Here is a 17,695-nt window from a genome sequence, read left to right on the forward strand (position 1 = left end):
ATTAGCCAATTGACCCATTGTTGAGATGCTTGATGCGACGTTTTACCTCTTCCTGTTTACCTGCATTAAATGGACGGGCATCAGGGCTGCCAAGATATCCACAAACCCGTCGGATCACAGAAACATGCGCTGAATCATGATTACCACAACGGGGACAAGTGAACCCTTTGCTGGTACAGGAAAATTCTCCGGTAAAACCGCATTGATAACATTCATCAATTGGAGTATTGGTTCCATAGTAAGGGACACGGGAATAACTGTAGTCCCATACATCTTCCAATGCCTTCAAATTATGTTGCAGATTGGGATATTCGCCGTAGCAGATAAAACCACCATTCGCTAATGGGGGATAAGGTGCTTCAAAATCCAGCTTATCGTAGGGATTAACTTTTTTCTCTACATCCAGATGAAAGCTGTTGGTGTAATAACCCTTATCCGTGACTCCTTGGATCACGCCAAATTCAGCGGCATCGAGGCGACAGAAACGGTCACATAAACTTTCACTTGGCGTACTGTATAAACTGAATCCATAGCCGGTTTCCTGTTTCCAGGTATCAACTGCTTTGCGTAAGCGTTTAACGATAGAGATTGCTTTTTGACGACGTTGTTCATCGTCAAATAGATGAATGTGATCACCGTATAGCGCATTAATCGTTTCATTGATACCAATATACCCTAACGAAATAGAAGCCCGCCCATGTTTGAAGATTTCGCCAATATTGTCATCCTCTTTCAACCTTACTCCGCAAGCGCCTTCCATATAGAGGATAGGGGCAACCCGTGCTTTGGTGTTTTCAAGGCGTTCAATTCGGGTCATTAATGCTTTTTTGGCAACCAACAGGCGTTGTTCCAGTAGCTGCCAAAAACGCATTTCATTGCCTTTGGCTTCAATCGCGATACGGGGAAGATTCAGGCTTATTACCCCCAGATTATTGCGCCCTGCATGAATTTGTTGACCATTCTCTTCGTAAACACTGAGAAAGCTACGGCAGCCCATTGGAGCTTTAAATGATCCGGTGACTTTAACCACTTGATCATAATTAAGAATATCGGGATACATGCGCTTGCTGGCACATTCCAGAGCCAATAATTTGATGTCATAGTTAGGATCGCCAAACTGATGATTTAGCCCGTCACGAATGGCAAAAACCAGTTTTGGGAATACGGCAGTTTTGTGATTCTTGCCTAAGCCAGCAATACGGTTACGTAAAATAGCCGTTTGAATCAAACGGGATTCTTTTGATGTTCCCAGTCCAAAACCGAATGTCACAAACGGTGTTTGTCCGTTGGCGGTGTGCAGTGTGTTCACTTCATATTCCAAAGACTGGAAAGCATCGTAACACTCTTTTTCGGTGCGGGCTTTAGCATAGGCGGTGTGATCCGTAATATGCCACTCTTTTGCGATGGTCAAATGTTTGTTATAGCTGGCTTCAACAAACGGAGCGAGCACTTCATCAATACGGTCGATGGTTGTACCGCCATAAATATGGCTGGCGACCTGTGCAATAATTTGGGCTGTAATGGCAGTTGCTGTGGAGATTGATTTTGGCGGTTCAATCTCGGCATTACCCATCTTAAAACCTTTGGTCAGCATGCCCTGTAAGTCAACTAACATACAGTTAAACATCGGGAAAAATGGGGCATAATCCAGATCATGGTAGTGAATTTCTCCCTTTTCATGTGCCAGAACAACATCACTCGGCAGCATATGTTGTTTGGCATACTGTCTGGCGACGATCCCTGCCAGTAAGTCACGCTGAGTGGGGATCACTTTAGCATCTTTATTGGCATTTTCATTGAGTAAAGGTAGATCGCTTTGTTCGATCAGGCCGCGAATTTCCTGATCCAGTCGATCATGCCATTCATGGAGCGCTTTTTTCTCAACATTAACTGGATGATCACTGCGCTGCATCACAACCGTTTTCACAATAGGGTTCCTCAATATGTTATCCATAAACTAAAACAAAACTACATGATGACCAGTTTTTAATTTGGTGTGGATAATCTTGTGCATAAACACCATATATAGTTATATATTTATATTTAAGCACAATATGTGGGTTTTTGTAGTCAATATACCATGCAATAAGTTGATCTAAGACAAAGAAAAGAGAAGTTATTCTGGGAAGAAGTGGGGAGACAAAAAGAGAGAAGACCAACCCTGATATTGAGCTATCAGGGTTGATAAAACGATGAATTAGCTACGAACAGCGATAGCTTCGATTTCGATTTTTACATCTTTTGGCAAACGAGCAACTTCAACACATGAGCGAGCAGGGAAAGGCGCATTATGTTCAGTAAAGAATGCTTCATAGGCGGCATTCACTGTAGCAAAGTCATTCAGATCTTTAACAAACACTGTAGTTTTTACGATATTCGCTACTTTCAGGCCAGATTGTTCAATAATAGCCTTAACGTTTTCCAGTGACTGGCGGGTTTGTGCCGTAATATCTTCAGAAACGTCACCTGTTTTTGGATCAACAGGGATCTGACCGGAAGTGATAACCATGCTACCCAGATCAACGCCCTGAACATAAGGGCCGATTGCGGCTGGTGCATTGTCGGTGTGAATAGAATGTGACATTAGAAACTCCTGTTTAACGTCAGAATGGAAAATTTTTGCGAGGTCAACATCATAGTGCCCCTCTGGTCAGCATCAACTGCGGGACTTTAATCGTTGCTGATGACAGCCTGACGATCAAACTCTTTTTCGCAGTATTTGCAACAGACGACGACGTCGTTAGCGGCTTCCATAACGCGGAAACAGCTTTCTACGGGTTCATTATGACTGATACAGTTACCGTTCGGGCATACAAGGATACCATCAATCTTCTCTGGCAGGTTGATTGGCATCTTCTTCACGACAACGTAATTTTCAATATTATTCACAGTTGCATGTGGCGCATACATAGCAAGTTGATTTGCCTGCTGTTCTGTCAGGAACGTATTTTCAATTTTGATCAGATCTTTCTTACCCAATTGATTGGAAGGTAAATTCAGACCAATAGTAATGCGTTGGTCGGTTTCTGTGAGTTTGAATAGTGACAATAACTTAAAACCGACATGGGCCGGAATGTGGTCGATAACTGTGCCACATTTAATGGCTTCTACTTGTAGTTGATGATCTTGTAGTGAATGGTCTTGGGTCATGTTGTGCTGTGAATACCGTTTAGGGTATTTCTCCTCCAGATATTAGGGAATCAGGGACATGCTCCTATTTTGTCATATAAGGTTTGGCATTTCATCTTGCGTAATGAACATATCATAGTCGCTTGTGAAATCATTTCTTCTTATGGTATTTCAACCAAATCATTTTGGTTCAATATCTGATGATAAATTTTTGTAATATCATTGAGAAATATATACTGTATCTCCATCAGTGTAATTCCAAATAATGATTTAATTTTCCCGACAGGAAGAAAATAAAATTTGATAGCCTGTATCTTTGTTGCTAGTCTGTAAATGTACTGTTTCTTTTAAAGAAAAAAACTAATGATTCAGTTTTTATTTCTTAAAATAATCAGCAAAATCTATTTAATGTAACATTTTGAAAATCAAGATAAATATAAAGGTGAATATGTTGCACTCTCTGAATGTGGAAAAAATTGTTACGGAAAGAATTTTTGAATGGAGCAACATTAATAAAATACACATCAATGAATGTCATGAATCTTTAGAGATAATTCCTGAGACAGATAAAATAAAATCGCAACCCGTCTATTTTCTTGCAGGTATAAAAGGTTCTGTTGAATATTGTGCAGTAAGAAAAAGTGTGGTTGAAAAATTAGTTGAAGCCTCACAATTGTTACCATCTCATTTAGGGATTTTGGTTTTGGATGGATGGCGTTCACGGGAAACTCAGCAGGCATTACAGGAAAAAACTCAGGCTAAAATAGCTGAGCAATACAGCCAATTATCCATTGAAGAACAAAAAAAATTACTGGAACGATTTGTGGCACCGGCTCCGACGGCACTAAATCCGATTAGCCCTCATCTGACGGGGGGATCAGTGGATGTGACGCTGTTTGACATGACATCTGGAAAGGCATTGTTTATGGGGACTGAGTTTGATGAAGTGGTAGAGCTATCTTATACCGCCGCGTTAGAAAATACACCGGAAAACAACATGCCTGCTACTTTATACCGGAGGATACTGTATCACACCATGATTCAGGTTGGTTTTACTAATTTGCCGACTGAATGGTGGCATTATGATTATGGTAATTCCTCGTGGGCTTTTTATAAAAACAGTAACGCCATTTATGGCGCGGTGGATGCAGATATAAACAAAGCTACAACTTGAAATACGGCGGATGTATTAGCTTTAACTAAACAAAGTTTATTACAGGGGCGAATAATGAAAAGTACCTTAATTAGCGCTGATAATTCATTAATGCTTTGGGCTTTTATTATGATTGCAGTAGCTTGTGCAATTATGTTTGAGCAGAAGTATAAATGGGCGACTAAAATACCGGGTGCGGTTATTGCTCTGGTAATAGCGATATTGGCCTCCAATTTACATATTATTCCGACTGAAGCCCCTGTTTATGATGCTGTCTGGGGATATATTGTCCCTTTAGCTATTCCACTATTATTATTCAAAACCAATTTACAAAACCTTATTAAAGGCAGTTGGCGGTTATTGATATTATTTTTAATTTCTTCTATTGCCACCATGTTTGGAACAATCATCGCTTTCCATCTGCTCAGGAGATATATTCCCGAACTGGATAAAATCAGTGGCATGATTTCCGCATCTTATACGGGAGGAGGTGTCAACTTTGCAGCGATGGCAGCTAAATTAGAACCTTCTCAGAGTATGGTTGCATCCACCATTGTGGCTGATCATGTGATGATGGCAGGTTATTTTATTATCCTGATCGTTATATCGGGCTGGACAGTGGCAAGGAGGTTCTGGGGAAGTCCTTATTCAGATGCGATAGATAATGATCCCAATCTGGATAACGCCCAGACCTTCGCCGCAGCTTATTGGAAACCGAAAAATATCGCCCTGAAAGACATTGCATTATCGCTGGCATGGTCAATCTTTATCGTCGCTTTATCATTCCGCCTCTCATCATGGTTAAAGGCATTGTTTGGGCAACCCGGCACTATTTATCAAGAGCTGGTTTTTAGCCTGATATCTGATAAATATCTGCTCCTTACAACGGTGACATTTATCCTTGTATCGATTTTCAAAAAAACATTCAGCAATCTAAATGGTACGCAGGAGCTTGGTACTTATGCTATTTATATGTTTTTTGTCGTTATCGGTATACCCGCATCAATCCACGCCATTATCAGCAACGCGCCGTTATTGTTTGTCTTTGTTTTCATCATTGCCATGATTAACTTGCTGCTCACCTTCATGGCGGGGAAAGTGTTTAAATTCAGTCTGGAGGAGAACATTCTTGCTTGTAACGCCAATATTGGTGGACCAACCACAGCAGCAGCAATGGCAATCAGCCGGGGTTGGAATACTCTGGTCGGGCCGATTATGGTCATTGGCACAGTGGGTTATGTGATTGGTAATTACGTTGGCACATTTGTTTATTTTGTCGTGGGGAAAATGTCATAGCCGAAGGAGTGCTGTGTTGATAACATTTTCCAAAAAATTATGGGTAATGATAGATGCTGTTACCTTTTACCCGTAAGCATCCGGTGATCTATACCCTGAGTTCGAGGTTGCGTTCCGGCATGGCTTTGTTATTGAGCAGCATTCAATTTAGATTATTAAGTTGCTTCGAAATTGATAGGTAAAATCTTCTTTTTAGTGAATGTAATGAGTGATACTGTATGTATATATAGTATTTGTGCTATTCATTGTATATGAATAATTTTTATGTAGATAGAAACTTATCGTAGGCACATTAACTAAATAGAATATCAATAATAGTGTTTTGTTTGATGTATTACAGAACCTGTATCGGATTGATACAAGCACTACTTGCAAGTAGACTTAGTATAGGAACTGTGCATTTGTTAGTCATTATGTTTAAATCATGTGTGAATAATAAAGAGAGTAAGGAGAGGGAGTTATGTCATTTACAAAACTCATAGATAAGGCATATGTTTCTCCTGATAAGATTATTAGGAAAACAGCTAAATGGTTAAAGACTGAAAGTACTACCACTGAAGATTGTTCACATAGGTTATTGATAAGGAATGATGGTACTGTCATGATTAATAGGAAGAATAGTGAAGTGATAGCGGCTTTTGAGCATAATATAAAAGCACTATCAAAGGATAAATAATTATTATGTGGCCTGTTTTTATTACCTTTGTTTTGATCTGTGGCTACAAATATATTGATAGTGACATACCATCAAAAATTGAGTTACAAAAAGCGCAGGGGTGGAATGCTTACTTTCAAGTGGCTTTAAAAGGCGGGTAATTTTTGATCGCCGGTTTTATCATGGCTGTATTTATTGATGCGCTATTGTATTTAGCAATGTACCTTATGAATGTACCTGCATATTTAGGGGTAAAATATACTCAATTTACATTTGCTACAGATTTGAATGGATTTAGATACGCCACAGCAAGCTTTTTTTCATGGATTGTGGTTATATCTACAGTACTTATGAGCATAGCTCAAGCTTCAATTGCTAAAAATAGATCAGAAAACTATGAATATAGAATTAAGGCTATTAGGAGTAATGCGAAAAAAGATTCTGTAAATGAATTGTTGCTAGAATCCTTAGAGCGTGGTCTTCTCGTTATGGTCACTCTTAAATCTCGAAAGGTATATGTTGGAATGGTTGATGAAGCGAAGTTTTATAATTTTCACACTCATTCAGATGTAATGGTGTCAATTATACCGTTTATAAGTGGGTATCGAGAGAAAGACAGCTTATCTTTCAAAGTCGAGCATAGTTATGTGACTATTTATAACCAGAAAAATATAACGTTAAATTCTGATCCATTATCAGTGTATCAATTTCGACATATATTACCGATAGACCAAATAGAATCATTTTCTCTATTTGATGTAGATACTTATGTATCGTTTGGCGAGAAAGAGTTAACTACCCCGTCTAAAGAAACCAGTAATTAATTATTATAAGGCCGCTGAATGTGGTCTTTTCTATACTCGCCACCGTAATCACTACACCCCCGACCCGTAATCTTCGCTGACCAATATTATTTTGTATGATTATCAGGATAATATTGACTAGGTGTAGCTTATCGGATGGTTACTTTTATGTAGTAAATTTTTCTGTTTGTTGAATACAAGCTCAGAACCACTTTCACCGTGAGAAGATCACTTGTGTATAGAAAAATTACACTTGTACCTTCCGCTCGAAGCATAAAAAACACTCAGTTATGAATTAAAAATAAGCAATACCTTGTTTTGATAACGTCTTATTATTTATTGTGTTTATTTTCACCAATCTGCTTGCTCTATTGGAGGTTGTGATCTCTAACAAATTTCAGTCAGTACTACCAATAGGAAGACAATTCGGTTTTCTCGTTGTATAAGAACGGAATAAATATCACAATAAATCAGTTCGTCGTTTCTGATTCATCTGCCAATCCGTGGCCAATTTTTTGACCACCATGTTAAAAAATCGAGATTGTTATGAAATTCAAAACAAAAATAGAACCTTATCGTGCTGCTGCGGGAGGTTGGGATTCATTGGAGGCAACAACACGCTTTGTTTTTGATAGTAAACAAGCATTAAAAAACATGGTTAACCTGATGCGCATGAACAAACCCAAAGGCTTTGATTGTCCGGGGTGTGCATGGGGAGATGATAACAAAAGCCTTTTCAGCTTCTGTGAAAACGGGGCCAAAGCAGTTACCTGGGAAGCGACCCGTCGCCATGTAGACAACCAATTTTTCGCCAAATACAGCGTTAGTAAACTCTACCAACAAAGTGATTATTTTCTGGAATATCAGGGACGGGTTGTTGAACCGATGCGTTATAACCGTAAAACGGATCACTATGAACCAATTAGTTGGGAGCAGGCCTTTTCTCTTATTGCCAAACACATTAAGGCAATGGATAATCCCAATCAGTTAGAGCTGTATACTTCTGGTCGGGCCAGTAATGAAGCTTCGTGGTTGTATCAGTTATTTGGCCGGGTATTGGGGACCAATAATTTCCCGGATTGTTCGAACATGTGCCATGAAGCAAGCGGTTATGGGTTGCTGGAAAGTTTGGGTGTTGGTAAAGGAACCATTCGCCTGAATGATTTTGATCACGCTGATGCCATCTTTGTATTTGGTCAAAACCCCGGTACAAACCATCCACGAATGTTGCATAGCTTACGTCATGCCGCTGAGCACGGCACCAGAATTGTCACCTTCAATACATTGCGCGAACGCGGCTTAGAACGTTTTGCTGATCCACAAAAACCACTCGAAGTGATCACGCCAATAGCGGGTAATATTAGCCATCGTTACTATCAGCCTAAACTGGGTGGAGATATGGCGGCTGTGCGGGGTATGGTCAAAGCACTTTTAGAAACCCATACCGCACTGACGGATGTCGGAAAAGCAGGTATTTTTGATCAAGATTTTATTGCGGCCTACACCGAAGGTGTGGATGCTTATTTGCAGGAAGTTGCTGCTACTGAGTGGTCGTTTATTGAAGAACAATCAGGCTTAACGCAGGTACAATTACGCGAGGCTGCTGATATTTATCAGAACGCCGAACGGGTTATTTGTACCTGGGCGATGGGGATTACACAGCATAAACATTCTCTGGATACCGTTCGTGAAATTACAAACCTGCAATTGCTGTTTGGTCAATTAGGTAAACCCGGTGCGGGCGTATGTCCGGTTCGTGGTCACAGCAACGTACAGGGAAACCGGACAATGGGGATAAATGAACAACCTTCCCAATATTTCCTTGATAGCCTGGCAAACCATTTTGGTTTTGAACCGCCTCGTGCCCACGGGCATAATGTCGTCGAAGCGCTGGAAGCTATGTTGCGTGATCAAGTGAAAGTGCTGATCGCTTTAGGAGGGAACCTCGCCGCTGCTGCGCCTGATAGTCCACGTACAGAAGAAGCGCTTCGGCATTGCGACTTAACTGTTCATATCAGTACAAAATTAAATCGGAGTCATCTTGTTACCGGTAAAAAAGATGCTCTGATCCTGCCTGCATTGGGGCGTACTGAACAGGATATCCAGCTCAGTGGTGCACAGTTTGTGACGGTAGAAGACTCTTTCAGCATGGTGCATGCTTCCGAGGGAGTGAATAAACCCCTATTTGATACCCAACGTTCTGAAACGGCTATTATTGCAGGTATTGCCGATGCGGTTTTGGGCAATACCCCAACAATTAACTGGCTGGAATTAGCCGGAGATTACAACAAAATCCGTGATCATATTGCGGCAACTATTCCGGGATTTGCTGACTTTAATAAAAAATGTGAACAGCCGGGCGGTTTCTATCTTGGCAATGCCGCGGCAGAACTGCGTTTTCTGACACCGAGTAAAAAAGCCCAGTTTAGCCACGCACCATTACCAAAAACACTGTTTCCACAAATCGACGGAGCTGAAATCCCCTTTGCTTTGCAGACATTACGTTCGCATGATCAATACAACACGACCATTTATGGTTTGGATGATCGTTATCGTGGTGTTTATGGCCAGCGGGAAGTGTTGTTTATGAACCCAGAAGATATTGCTCAATTGGGATATCAGGCAGGGGATCTGGTTGATATCGAGACAATATGGCATGACGGTATTGAGCGTAAAGTGCATGGCTTTAAACTCGTTCCTTATATTATTCCTCGCGGGAACCTTGCGGCTTATTACCCGGAAGCTAACCCGTTAGTGCCGATGGATAGTATTGGTAATGGTACGGGTACACCAACATCTAAATCTGTTCCGGTGAAATTATCCTTGACTGAACTGAATGAATCAGAACCTCAGCGCCTTGTATAGCTTGTTTGTCATTTTATTTATGCAGATCTGCTTAATGAACTGTTATCTCAATAATAGTTCTTTGAGCAGATATCAATTCAGGCCCGGTTTTTGAAATCATATCTGCATTTTCCATTTCATATAGCCTCTTTCCTAATAACCCTAATAGCAGCTTTTCATTTAACTCTATTTTCATTATTAATATCTTATATTTTATTTATTGAATTATTTTTAACATATATTAAACATTGTAAGGTAACAATTAACAAAAATATTTTTATCACAGGAATTAAATTGCATAAAAAGCAAATTGCATTATTAGCAATGTACTCATTATAGATTTTTCGGCACGATGATTATTGATATAGATATCGATTTAAGTATCGATTGAAAATATCAATGTAAGCATGATATGGCCACGAAAATTTCCAGAATGATATTCACTGTCATTTTGTGGCGGTAGCTTTCTCCAAATATATAGTCTTACATCCTATTTCAAAGAAATTAACCCTAACCATTTTTTTAAAAGAGGCTATTATGTCTATAAGCACATCTCAAATTGCAGTTGAATATCCAATTCCCTCTTATCGTTTCATTGTTTCTGTTGGCGATGAGAAAATCCCATTTAACAGTGTCTCAGGGCTGGATATTAATTATGAAACCATTGAATACCGTGATGGCGTGGGGAATTGGTTCAAAATGCCGGGGCAGCGTCAACCTATTCATATTACTCTGCGTAAGGGCGTTTTTCCGGGCAAAACGGAATTATTTGACTGGATTAATTCTATCCAACTTAATCAGGTAGAGAAAAAAGATATTACTATTAGCTTAACCAATGATGCAGGCACTGAGTTATTAATGACCTGGAATGTTGCTAATGCTTTTCCTACCTCGCTGACTTCTCCTTCCTTTGATGCCACCAGCAATGACATCGCTGTTCAAGAAATTACCCTGACAGCCGATCGCGTAACTATGCAGGCTGTTTGAAGCATTGATAGAGTTAATCATTTCGTATAAGGGTATTTCTTATGACAACCAATACCAGTTATCCTGGCGTTTATATTGAAGAATTAAATAGTCTGGCGCTGTCTGTATCTCATAGTGCCACCGCTGTTCCTGTTTTTGCAGTGAATGAAAAAAATAATATTATTGCCGAAAACACCGCATTCCGAATTAGTTCTTGGATGGAATATCTTAATAAGGTATCAAACAATTTTAATGCAGCAGATAAATTGTCAGTTTCTCTGCGGGCGTATTTCACCAATGGCGGAGGTTATTGTTACCTCGTTAAGACCAGTAGCTTAGAAAAAGTGATTCCAACCTTAGATGATGTCACCTTACTGGTTGCAGCGGGTGAAGATATTAAAACAGCAGCGGCAACTTTATGTCAGCCGGGAAAAGGATTATTCACCATTTTTGATGGTCCTGAAGAAGCGTTGACTATCGCGAATGCGGAGACAGTTAAGAACAAATATGACGCCACAGCGTTTGCCGCAGTGTACTACCCGTGGCTGAAAGCTGATTGGGCCAAGACTGACATTCCACCAAGTGCGGCTATAGCCGGAGTTTATGCTTCCGTCGATCTCTCTCGTGGAGTCTGGAAAGCGCCTGCCAATATCGCATTGAAAGGGGGTCTGGAGCCTGCATTTCTGATCACGGATGAAGTTCAGGGTGCATATAACTCCGGTCGTGCCATCAATATGATTCGACATTTCAGCAATACCGGCGCTACCGTCTGGGGAGCAAGAACACTGCAAGACGATGACAACTGGCGCTATGTCCCTGTACGTCGCCTGTTTAATACCGTTGAGCGAGATGTTAAGCGTGCCATGAGCTTCGCCATGTTTGAACCTAACAACCAGCCGACTTGGGAACGTGTCAGAGCGGCAATCAGCAACTATCTTCATGGCTTATGGCAACAAGGGGGATTGGCTGGCAGTAAGGAAGAAGAAGCTTACTTCGTGCAGATTGGCAAGGGGATCACGATGACACCAGAACAGATTCAGCAAGGACAAATGATTGTAAAAATCGGCCTGGCGGCTGTTCGGCCTGCGGAATTTATCATCCTCCAGTTTACGCAAGATGTAGAACAGCATTAATCATACTGATTGATAAGGAATTATTATGCCAGCTAATTTAAAAGGGCCCGGTGTTTATATTGAAGAGGATGCATCCCTTGCATTGTCTGTTAGCAACAGCCCAACTGCCGTGCCTGTTTTTATCGGCAAATTTACCCCAAAAACGGCGGCGCCAACCCAAGCCTGTATGCGTATCAACAATTGGCTTGAATTTACTTCCTCTTTTTCTTTGACGCCAGTGACAGAAATTGTCATCCGCTCTAGTCTTGAAGCCTCTTCTTCTTCTGATGGCGTAAAAAAAGGCGCAACAGAAAAAGAACAGGATAAGAAAGAAAAAATCGAAAATAAAGAGACTGAAACCCAGGAGACTCCCAACGTTCAGACTCTCTCGGCAGAGGAAGAAGAACCCCAAAAATGGATTCACAATATTGAGGACGTCAATCTATCTCAAGCCGTAGAAGCCTTGAGGCTCTATTTTCAAAATGGGGGTGGGGCTTGTTATATCTACCCACTAAACAATGTCAGTGACGATTTGGCTCTGGCCTCCATTCCTAATGTGATAGAACAAAAAGGGGATATCACGCTGTTGGTTTGTCTAGAAGCAGATTGGAATTATAAAAATAAAGTCTATGGTGCAGTCAGCCCACTGTTAGATGATGATAAAGTAGGCTATTTTCTGATTGCAGATAGCCACAATGGTGAACCGACACCTGGTGTAGGCAATGGTGCTAAGGTTGCCACTTATTATCCTCTGTTGGAAACAAACCTGAAATTATCTGCTTTGCCTGACGATAAGGACGTTATTATCAGTGGGTATCAGGATGAATCAGGCAAAGATAAACTGAAAAATCTGGATGAACTCAGGAAAAAAGATAAGACGCTGGCGCAGAACATTAATGACAAATTGCAGCAGAAACAGCAATGTGAACTCATTTTTCCTCCAAGTTCCGCCATTGCAGGAATTTATTGCAAAACAGATAACCAGCGTGGTGTCTGGAAAGCGCCAGCCAACGTTGCACTTACCGGCATCAAAAGATTGACGGATATAGTCGATGACGAACGACAAGGCAGCATGAATAACAAAGGCATTAATGTCATTCGTTCATTTACTGATCGAGGCATAATGGTTTGGGGAGCCCGTACTTGTACCGACACTAACGATACCCATTGGCGCTATATTCCTGTCCGCCGTCTGTTCAATTCTGTTGAACGCGATATCCGTCAGGCACTGCGAGCTGTATTATTTGAAACCAATAACCAACCGACCTGGATGCGTGCCAAAGCTGCCGTTGATCAATACCTTTATACCCTCTGGCAAAAAAATGCCTTGATGGGGGATAAACCGGAAGAGGCTTATTTTGTCCATATTGGTCAGGGTATCACCATGTCTGATACCGATATTAAAAACGGCAAAATGATCATGAAAGTTGGTCTGGCCGCCGTGCGACCGGCTGAATTTATCGTTCTGCAATTTACGCAGGATGTTGCTCAGTAATCTCCGAGATTAAAACCAGGCACTGAATTAGCAGTGCCTATCTCACCCAATGAAAGGAGATGATGATGGAAAGAATTCAACCGGGCGTAACTTTAACAGAAAGTATCATTGCTACAGGTCAGCAAGAAATACCTAGCGCAGTGCCGGTATTTATCGGCTATACAGCCCACAATTCACAACAAGCAAAAACCGCAGTTCGTATCGACAATCTGGCGGAATATAGTCGGCTCTTTGGTGACAATCATCTGATGGCATGGGCGGTCAGACACTATTTCGATAATGGAGGGAAACAGGCTTTTGTTTTGCCGCTGCAAGGCAATATGCCCTCAGCAAACATGACCCAGGCAGAAGCCGAAGCACTGATAACAGCATTAAGGTCTGATGCGGTGTCAGAAGTCATCGGTGGGGAATCACAGATTACCCTGATTTTGGCACCGGATATTGCCCGACTGAATGACAGTGACATTGATGATCAACACACTTTGATCAAGTTGTGGTCTGAAAGCTGGATGGCACTACTGAAATTGAGCCAGATCCGCGCCAATCTCTTTGTGCTGCTGGATGCGCCGGATGAGGTTGAACAGGCCCGGCAATGTCTGGAAGGTCTCTCATCAGAGCTTCGCCAATGGGGAGCCGCTTATTGGCCTCGTCTGGAAACCACTTATCAGGATATATCCAGCCTGCAAAATATCGTGCTCTCTCCCACCGCCGCGATTGCGGCAGTTATCCAGCACACAGATAGTGCAATTGGCGTGTGGAAAGCACCAGCCAATATAGCCCTCTCTCAGGTTATTCGGCCGGGTAAGTCTTATCTGCAAGGGAGTGTGCTGTTTAACGCCAATGGCGCTTCACTCAATGTGATCCGCACTTTCCCCGGCAAAGGCATACGTGTGTGGGGGTGCCGGACACTGGAAAACAGAGATAGCTCGCCGTGGCGTTACCTGCAAACACGACGTCTGGTTTCTTATGTCACTGTTCATTTGGCGCAATTAGCCCGTATGTACCTCTTTGAGCCTAATAACGAGCTGACGTGGATGAAATGTAAGGGGCAAAGTTACAACTGGTTACGGCAACTGTGGTTACAGGGCGGCTTGTATGGCTCGCGGGAAGATGAGGCATTTACTGTGTTGTTAGGCGTAAATGAAACGATGACTGAAGAGGATATCTGTGCCGGGAAAATGATCATGAAAGTTGCTTTGGCCGTCTTGTCTCCTGCTGAATTTATCGAAATCAGTTTGGTATTTGATACCCAAACGGGAGCGCTTTTGTCTTAAGAAGGAAAGAGCACAATGAACGATTATTACACCCCTGTGGTATCCCACCGCTTTATGGCGAGTTTTATTTTTAATGGTATTCCTGATCCGCTGGATATCCGTTTTCAACGTATTTCTGGTCTGAGTCGTGAACTTCAAGTCACTCAACACAGTCAAGGCGGCGAGAACGCCCGCAATAACTATCTGGCCGAGAAGATCCAACACGGCACATTAACGCTGGAGCGTGGTGTGATGACGGTTTCTCCTTTGACCTGGATGTTTGATCGGGTATTGCGCGGTGAAAAAATCGCCTATGCAGATGTGGTGATTATGCTGTTAAACGAAAATTCACTGCCTTTGTCCAGTTGGACGTTAAGTAACGCTTTACCGGTACGCTGGCAAACCAGTGACTTTGATGCGAACAGTAACGCCATCTTGGTGAATACCCTTGAACTGCGCTATCAGGATATGTGCTGGTTGGGAGTCAAAGTATGACAGTAGAAATCAGAGAATTAATTATTCAGGCAAAAGTGGTTTCATCCGCACCAACACTACCAACACAAACGAATGAATCCGCTCAACAAGGCCATTCTTTGATTCAGGAAAGTCTGGATGAAGCCATTTGGGTTGAAAAAATTAAACGCGAAGTGTTAGCGGCATTACGCGATGAGGAAGGGTGGCGTCCATGAGTTTAATAGAACGTGGTTTAGCGAAGCTGACCATTAACGCTTATAAAGACCGGGAAGGAAAAATACGGGCAGGCACCCTTCAGGCCCTATATAACCCCGATTCCTTGCAACTGGATTATCAAACGGATTATCAACAATCCCAGGCGATTAATAGCGAAAAACAGAGCAGCATTTACGTACAGGCCAAGCCCGCAGGGTTATCCCTTGAACTGATCTTTGACGCCACGATGCCGGGCAACAAAACTCCTGTTGAAGCTCAGCTAATGCAGCTTAAGCAATTGTGCAGCGTGGATGCCACCAGTAATGAAACGCGATTCCTGCAAATTAAATGGGGAAAAATGCGTTGGGAAAACCGCGGCTATTTTGCCGGCAGAGCGAAAGGCTTATCGGTCAATTACACCTTGTTTGATCGTGATGCTACCCCTTTGCGGGCGCGGGTCATCCTGACATTGGTGGCGGATGAAAGTCTGGTCTTACAGGAGACAGAACAAAACCTGAAATCACCGGCGAAAATCGCCTTACGGGTACAGGATGGTGTTTCGCTGTCTCTGATGGCGGCCAGCACAGCCTCAACGCTGTCTGGCGGTGTCGATTACCTGACGCTGGCCTGGCAAAACGGTCTGGATAATCTTAACGGATTTGTACCGGGGGAAATATTGCAGGCCACCAGAGGAGACGCCTGATGAGCCATCAACTGAAAATCATTGCAGATGGCAAGGTGCTGTCACTGTTGGCTGCCGTTGATGCAGATACCTACTACCGCGTTAACAGCATCCCTTGTGCAACGCTGAAACTCAGCTTACCGGACAGACCGCTTTCCGCTTTCAGTCAGGCAGATGTACAAGCAGAACTGGCGCATTGTCAGGTGGGGAAAACTCTGCGGCTGGAAATGATTGAGGGTGGCAGGAAATCGGTACTGTTCAATGGCCTGATTACCCGTAACACGTTGAAGATAAAAAATAAACAATTATTGCTTACTTTGGTCGTCAGACATCGGTTGCAACTGATGGTTGATACTCAGCACTCACAACTGTTTAAGGCCAGTAACGAAAAAACCATTCTGAACACCTTATTGAATCAGGCAGGTATCAAAGCGCATTTTGGACGGATTGCTGCATTAGATCAAAAACATGAGCAAATGGTGCAATTTCGTTGTTCAGACTGGCGTTTTCTGTTGTGTCGTCTATCGGCAACCGGTGTGTGGTTGTTGCCAACGACAGAAGGCGTTCAGCTTGTCGAACCTGACTCCCTGAAATCCAACCCAATCCATACTCTGAAAAGCCGCGGGGATGAGAAAAAAGATATCATCGTCAAAGATGCCAGTTGGCAGTTTGATAACCATCTTAATCCTGCTTCGCTGGAAGTCAGTGGTTGGGATATCAGCAAACAACAGGAATTATCGGGTGGTCGCCACGGCAGTGTTGCCGTGGGTAAAGCCGCCCTTTCCCCTGACAGGCTGGCCTCTTTAAATAAAACAAGTTGGGACATTCGTTACAGCAGCCCGTTAACCACTCAGGAAAGTGGCTATTTGGCACAGGGGCTATTGTTGAATCAGCGTATCTCTGGTGTTACAGGTGAATTCTTGCTCAAAGGTCATGGACGTTATCAGTTAGGGGACAACATTCAATTAACCGGATTCGGTGCACAATTGGATGGAACGGCAAGCATTACTGCGGTTCGCCATCGTTTTAACCGACGAATTGATTGGGAAACGACGTTGAGCATTGGCTTACAACAGGAACACCTGCCGATGTTGCCCGATGCCACTGAACTCCATATTGCGACAGTCGCAAAGTATCAGCAAGACAAAGCCGCCCTGAACCGCATTCCGATTATTCTGCCGGTATTGAATCGTCCGAATGACTTCTTATGGGCCCGATTGGGGAAACCTTACGCCAGCCACGAAAGCGGTTTTTGTTTCTACCCGGAACCAGGGGATGAAGTGATTGTCGGCTTTTTTGAAAATGATCCACGTTATCCGGTCATTCTGGGGGCAATGCACAACCCGAAAAATAAAGCACCTTTAGAGCCTACCCAAGATAATCAAGAAAAAATGCTGGTGGTGAAAAAAGGAGAAATTCAACAACAAATCAGGATTAATAGCAAAAAGAAAATAATCCAAATGAATGCGGGAGAAAATCAAATAGCCCTCCAGCAGGATAAAGATATTTCTCTGTCAACGAAAAAAGAATTAACACTGAAAGCACAAACCATGAATGCCCAAATGGATGAATCGCTCAATCTGTCTGGCAAAAACAGTGTTGAGATCAAGGGTGGCAAAATTAATCTTACCCAGTGAA

At 42.4% G+C, this 17,695-nt stretch carries 16 protein-coding genes; 13 read left to right on the top strand and 3 right to left on the bottom strand.

Going from position 1 to position 17,695, the window contains the following annotated elements:
- Nucleotide 1 precedes the first annotated feature (1 nt).
- The 3 genes from nrdD to pyrI all read right to left on the bottom strand — a co-directional run bounded on the left by nrdD (nucleotide 2) and on the right by pyrI (nucleotide 3,150).
- Complete coding sequence (gene nrdD / locus AAC147_RS00520; protein ID WP_052189696.1) at nucleotides 2-1,912, bottom strand: anaerobic ribonucleoside-triphosphate reductase; 1,911 nt, start codon at nucleotides 1,910-1,912, stop codon at nucleotides 2-4.
- 285 nt (nucleotides 1,913-2,197) lie between these two features.
- The gene (gene ridA / locus AAC147_RS00525) at nucleotides 2,198-2,584 is read right to left on the bottom strand and encodes a 2-iminobutanoate/2-iminopropanoate deaminase (RefSeq protein ID WP_038261552.1); all 387 of its coding nucleotides are present in this window, start codon (nucleotides 2,582-2,584) and stop codon (nucleotides 2,198-2,200) included.
- Between the two features lie 86 nt (nucleotides 2,585-2,670).
- Nucleotides 2,671-3,150, bottom strand: a complete 480-nt coding sequence (gene pyrI, locus AAC147_RS00530) for an aspartate carbamoyltransferase regulatory subunit (RefSeq protein WP_047684464.1) — start codon at nucleotides 3,148-3,150, stop codon at nucleotides 2,671-2,673.
- A 427-nt stretch (nucleotides 3,151-3,577) separates the two neighbouring features.
- On the opposite strand from pyrI, the gene AAC147_RS00535 reads away from it, so the two are divergent.
- The 13 genes from AAC147_RS00535 to AAC147_RS00595 all read left to right on the top strand — a co-directional run bounded on the left by AAC147_RS00535 (nucleotide 3,578) and on the right by AAC147_RS00595 (nucleotide 17,694).
- The gene (locus AAC147_RS00535; protein ID WP_052189693.1) at nucleotides 3,578-4,303 is read left to right on the top strand and encodes a M15 family metallopeptidase; all 726 of its coding nucleotides are present in this window, start codon (nucleotides 3,578-3,580) and stop codon (nucleotides 4,301-4,303) included.
- Nucleotides 4,304-4,357: 54 nt separating this feature from the next.
- Complete coding sequence (locus AAC147_RS00540; RefSeq protein WP_047684467.1) at nucleotides 4,358-5,578, top strand: DUF819 family protein; 1,221 nt, start codon at nucleotides 4,358-4,360, stop codon at nucleotides 5,576-5,578.
- Nucleotides 5,579-6,038: 460 nt separating this feature from the next.
- Nucleotides 6,039-6,254, top strand: coding sequence for a hypothetical protein (locus tag AAC147_RS00545; RefSeq protein WP_047684471.1), 216 nt, complete (start codon nucleotides 6,039-6,041; stop codon nucleotides 6,252-6,254).
- 161 nt (nucleotides 6,255-6,415) lie between these two features.
- Nucleotides 6,416-7,057 (top strand): hypothetical protein, encoded by a 642-nt coding sequence (locus tag AAC147_RS00550; RefSeq protein WP_262947174.1) that lies wholly within the window; start codon nucleotides 6,416-6,418, stop codon nucleotides 7,055-7,057.
- A gap of 525 nt (nucleotides 7,058-7,582) precedes the next feature.
- Nucleotides 7,583-9,901, top strand: coding sequence for an FdhF/YdeP family oxidoreductase (locus AAC147_RS00555; protein WP_047684474.1), 2,319 nt, complete (start codon nucleotides 7,583-7,585; stop codon nucleotides 9,899-9,901).
- 516 nt (nucleotides 9,902-10,417) lie between these two features.
- The gene (locus AAC147_RS00560) at nucleotides 10,418-10,867 is read left to right on the top strand and encodes a phage tail protein (RefSeq protein ID WP_047684479.1); all 450 of its coding nucleotides are present in this window, start codon (nucleotides 10,418-10,420) and stop codon (nucleotides 10,865-10,867) included.
- A 41-nt stretch (nucleotides 10,868-10,908) separates the two neighbouring features.
- Entirely contained in the window at nucleotides 10,909-11,979 is a 1,071-nt protein-coding gene (locus AAC147_RS00565; protein WP_047684482.1) for a phage tail sheath family protein, read from the top strand.
- A 25-nt stretch (nucleotides 11,980-12,004) separates the two neighbouring features.
- Nucleotides 12,005-13,453 (top strand): phage tail sheath family protein, encoded by a 1,449-nt coding sequence (locus AAC147_RS00570; protein ID WP_047684485.1) that lies wholly within the window; start codon nucleotides 12,005-12,007, stop codon nucleotides 13,451-13,453.
- A 65-nt stretch (nucleotides 13,454-13,518) separates the two neighbouring features.
- The gene (locus AAC147_RS00575) at nucleotides 13,519-14,727 is read left to right on the top strand and encodes a phage tail sheath family protein (protein WP_047684488.1); all 1,209 of its coding nucleotides are present in this window, start codon (nucleotides 13,519-13,521) and stop codon (nucleotides 14,725-14,727) included.
- Between the two features lie 15 nt (nucleotides 14,728-14,742).
- The gene (locus AAC147_RS00580) at nucleotides 14,743-15,201 is read left to right on the top strand and encodes a phage tail protein (RefSeq protein WP_047684491.1); all 459 of its coding nucleotides are present in this window, start codon (nucleotides 14,743-14,745) and stop codon (nucleotides 15,199-15,201) included.
- A complete protein-coding gene (locus AAC147_RS00585) occupies nucleotides 15,198-15,395 on the top strand; it encodes a DUF5908 family protein (protein WP_047684494.1) in 198 nt (65 codons plus the stop codon). The genes AAC147_RS00580 and AAC147_RS00585 overlap by 4 nt, the downstream gene beginning before the upstream one ends.
- Nucleotides 15,392-16,078, top strand: coding sequence for a CIS tube protein (locus tag AAC147_RS00590; RefSeq protein WP_047684497.1), 687 nt, complete (start codon nucleotides 15,392-15,394; stop codon nucleotides 16,076-16,078). Before AAC147_RS00585 ends, AAC147_RS00590 begins: the two co-directional genes overlap by 4 nt.
- A complete protein-coding gene (locus AAC147_RS00595) occupies nucleotides 16,078-17,694 on the top strand; it encodes a phage baseplate assembly protein V (protein WP_047684500.1) in 1,617 nt (538 codons plus the stop codon). The genes AAC147_RS00590 and AAC147_RS00595 overlap by 1 nt, the downstream gene beginning before the upstream one ends.
- Nucleotide 17,695: the final 1 nt, after the last annotated feature.

The sequence above is a fragment of the Xenorhabdus sp. NBAII XenSa04 genome, from assembly GCF_963866145.1.
In the GTDB taxonomy this organism is placed as follows: domain Bacteria; phylum Pseudomonadota; class Gammaproteobacteria; order Enterobacterales; family Enterobacteriaceae; genus Xenorhabdus; species Xenorhabdus indica.

Excerpts from the sequence above, each read along its gene's own strand:
- AAC147_RS00570 (WP_047684485.1), top strand. The coding sequence starts at position 12,005 with ATGCCAGCTAATTTAAAAGGGCCCGGTGTTTATATTGAAGAGGATGCA.
- AAC147_RS00560 (WP_047684479.1), top strand. The coding sequence starts at position 10,418 with ATGTCTATAAGCACATCTCAAATTGCAGTTGAATATCCAATTCCCTCT.
- AAC147_RS00595 (WP_047684500.1), top strand. The coding sequence starts at position 16,078 with ATGAGCCATCAACTGAAAATCATTGCAGATGGCAAGGTGCTGTCACTG.
- AAC147_RS00535 (WP_052189693.1), top strand. The coding sequence starts at position 3,578 with ATGTTGCACTCTCTGAATGTGGAAAAAATTGTTACGGAAAGAATTTTT.
- AAC147_RS00540 (WP_047684467.1), top strand. The coding sequence starts at position 4,358 with ATGAAAAGTACCTTAATTAGCGCTGATAATTCATTAATGCTTTGGGCT.
- AAC147_RS00575 (WP_047684488.1), top strand. The coding sequence starts at position 13,519 with ATGGAAAGAATTCAACCGGGCGTAACTTTAACAGAAAGTATCATTGCT.
- AAC147_RS00545 (WP_047684471.1), top strand. The coding sequence starts at position 6,039 with ATGTCATTTACAAAACTCATAGATAAGGCATATGTTTCTCCTGATAAG.
- AAC147_RS00580 (WP_047684491.1), top strand. The coding sequence starts at position 14,743 with ATGAACGATTATTACACCCCTGTGGTATCCCACCGCTTTATGGCGAGT.
- AAC147_RS00565 (WP_047684482.1), top strand. The coding sequence starts at position 10,909 with ATGACAACCAATACCAGTTATCCTGGCGTTTATATTGAAGAATTAAAT.
- pyrI (WP_047684464.1), bottom strand. The coding sequence starts at position 3,150 with ATGACCCAAGACCATTCACTACAAGATCATCAACTACAAGTAGAAGCC.
- AAC147_RS00590 (WP_047684497.1), top strand. The coding sequence starts at position 15,392 with ATGAGTTTAATAGAACGTGGTTTAGCGAAGCTGACCATTAACGCTTAT.
- AAC147_RS00550 (WP_262947174.1), top strand. The coding sequence starts at position 6,416 with ATGGCTGTATTTATTGATGCGCTATTGTATTTAGCAATGTACCTTATG.
- AAC147_RS00555 (WP_047684474.1), top strand. The coding sequence starts at position 7,583 with ATGAAATTCAAAACAAAAATAGAACCTTATCGTGCTGCTGCGGGAGGT.
- AAC147_RS00585 (WP_047684494.1), top strand. The coding sequence starts at position 15,198 with ATGACAGTAGAAATCAGAGAATTAATTATTCAGGCAAAAGTGGTTTCA.
- ridA (WP_038261552.1), bottom strand. The coding sequence starts at position 2,584 with ATGTCACATTCTATTCACACCGACAATGCACCAGCCGCAATCGGCCCT.
- nrdD (WP_052189696.1), bottom strand. The coding sequence starts at position 1,912 with ATGCAGCGCAGTGATCATCCAGTTAATGTTGAGAAAAAAGCGCTCCAT.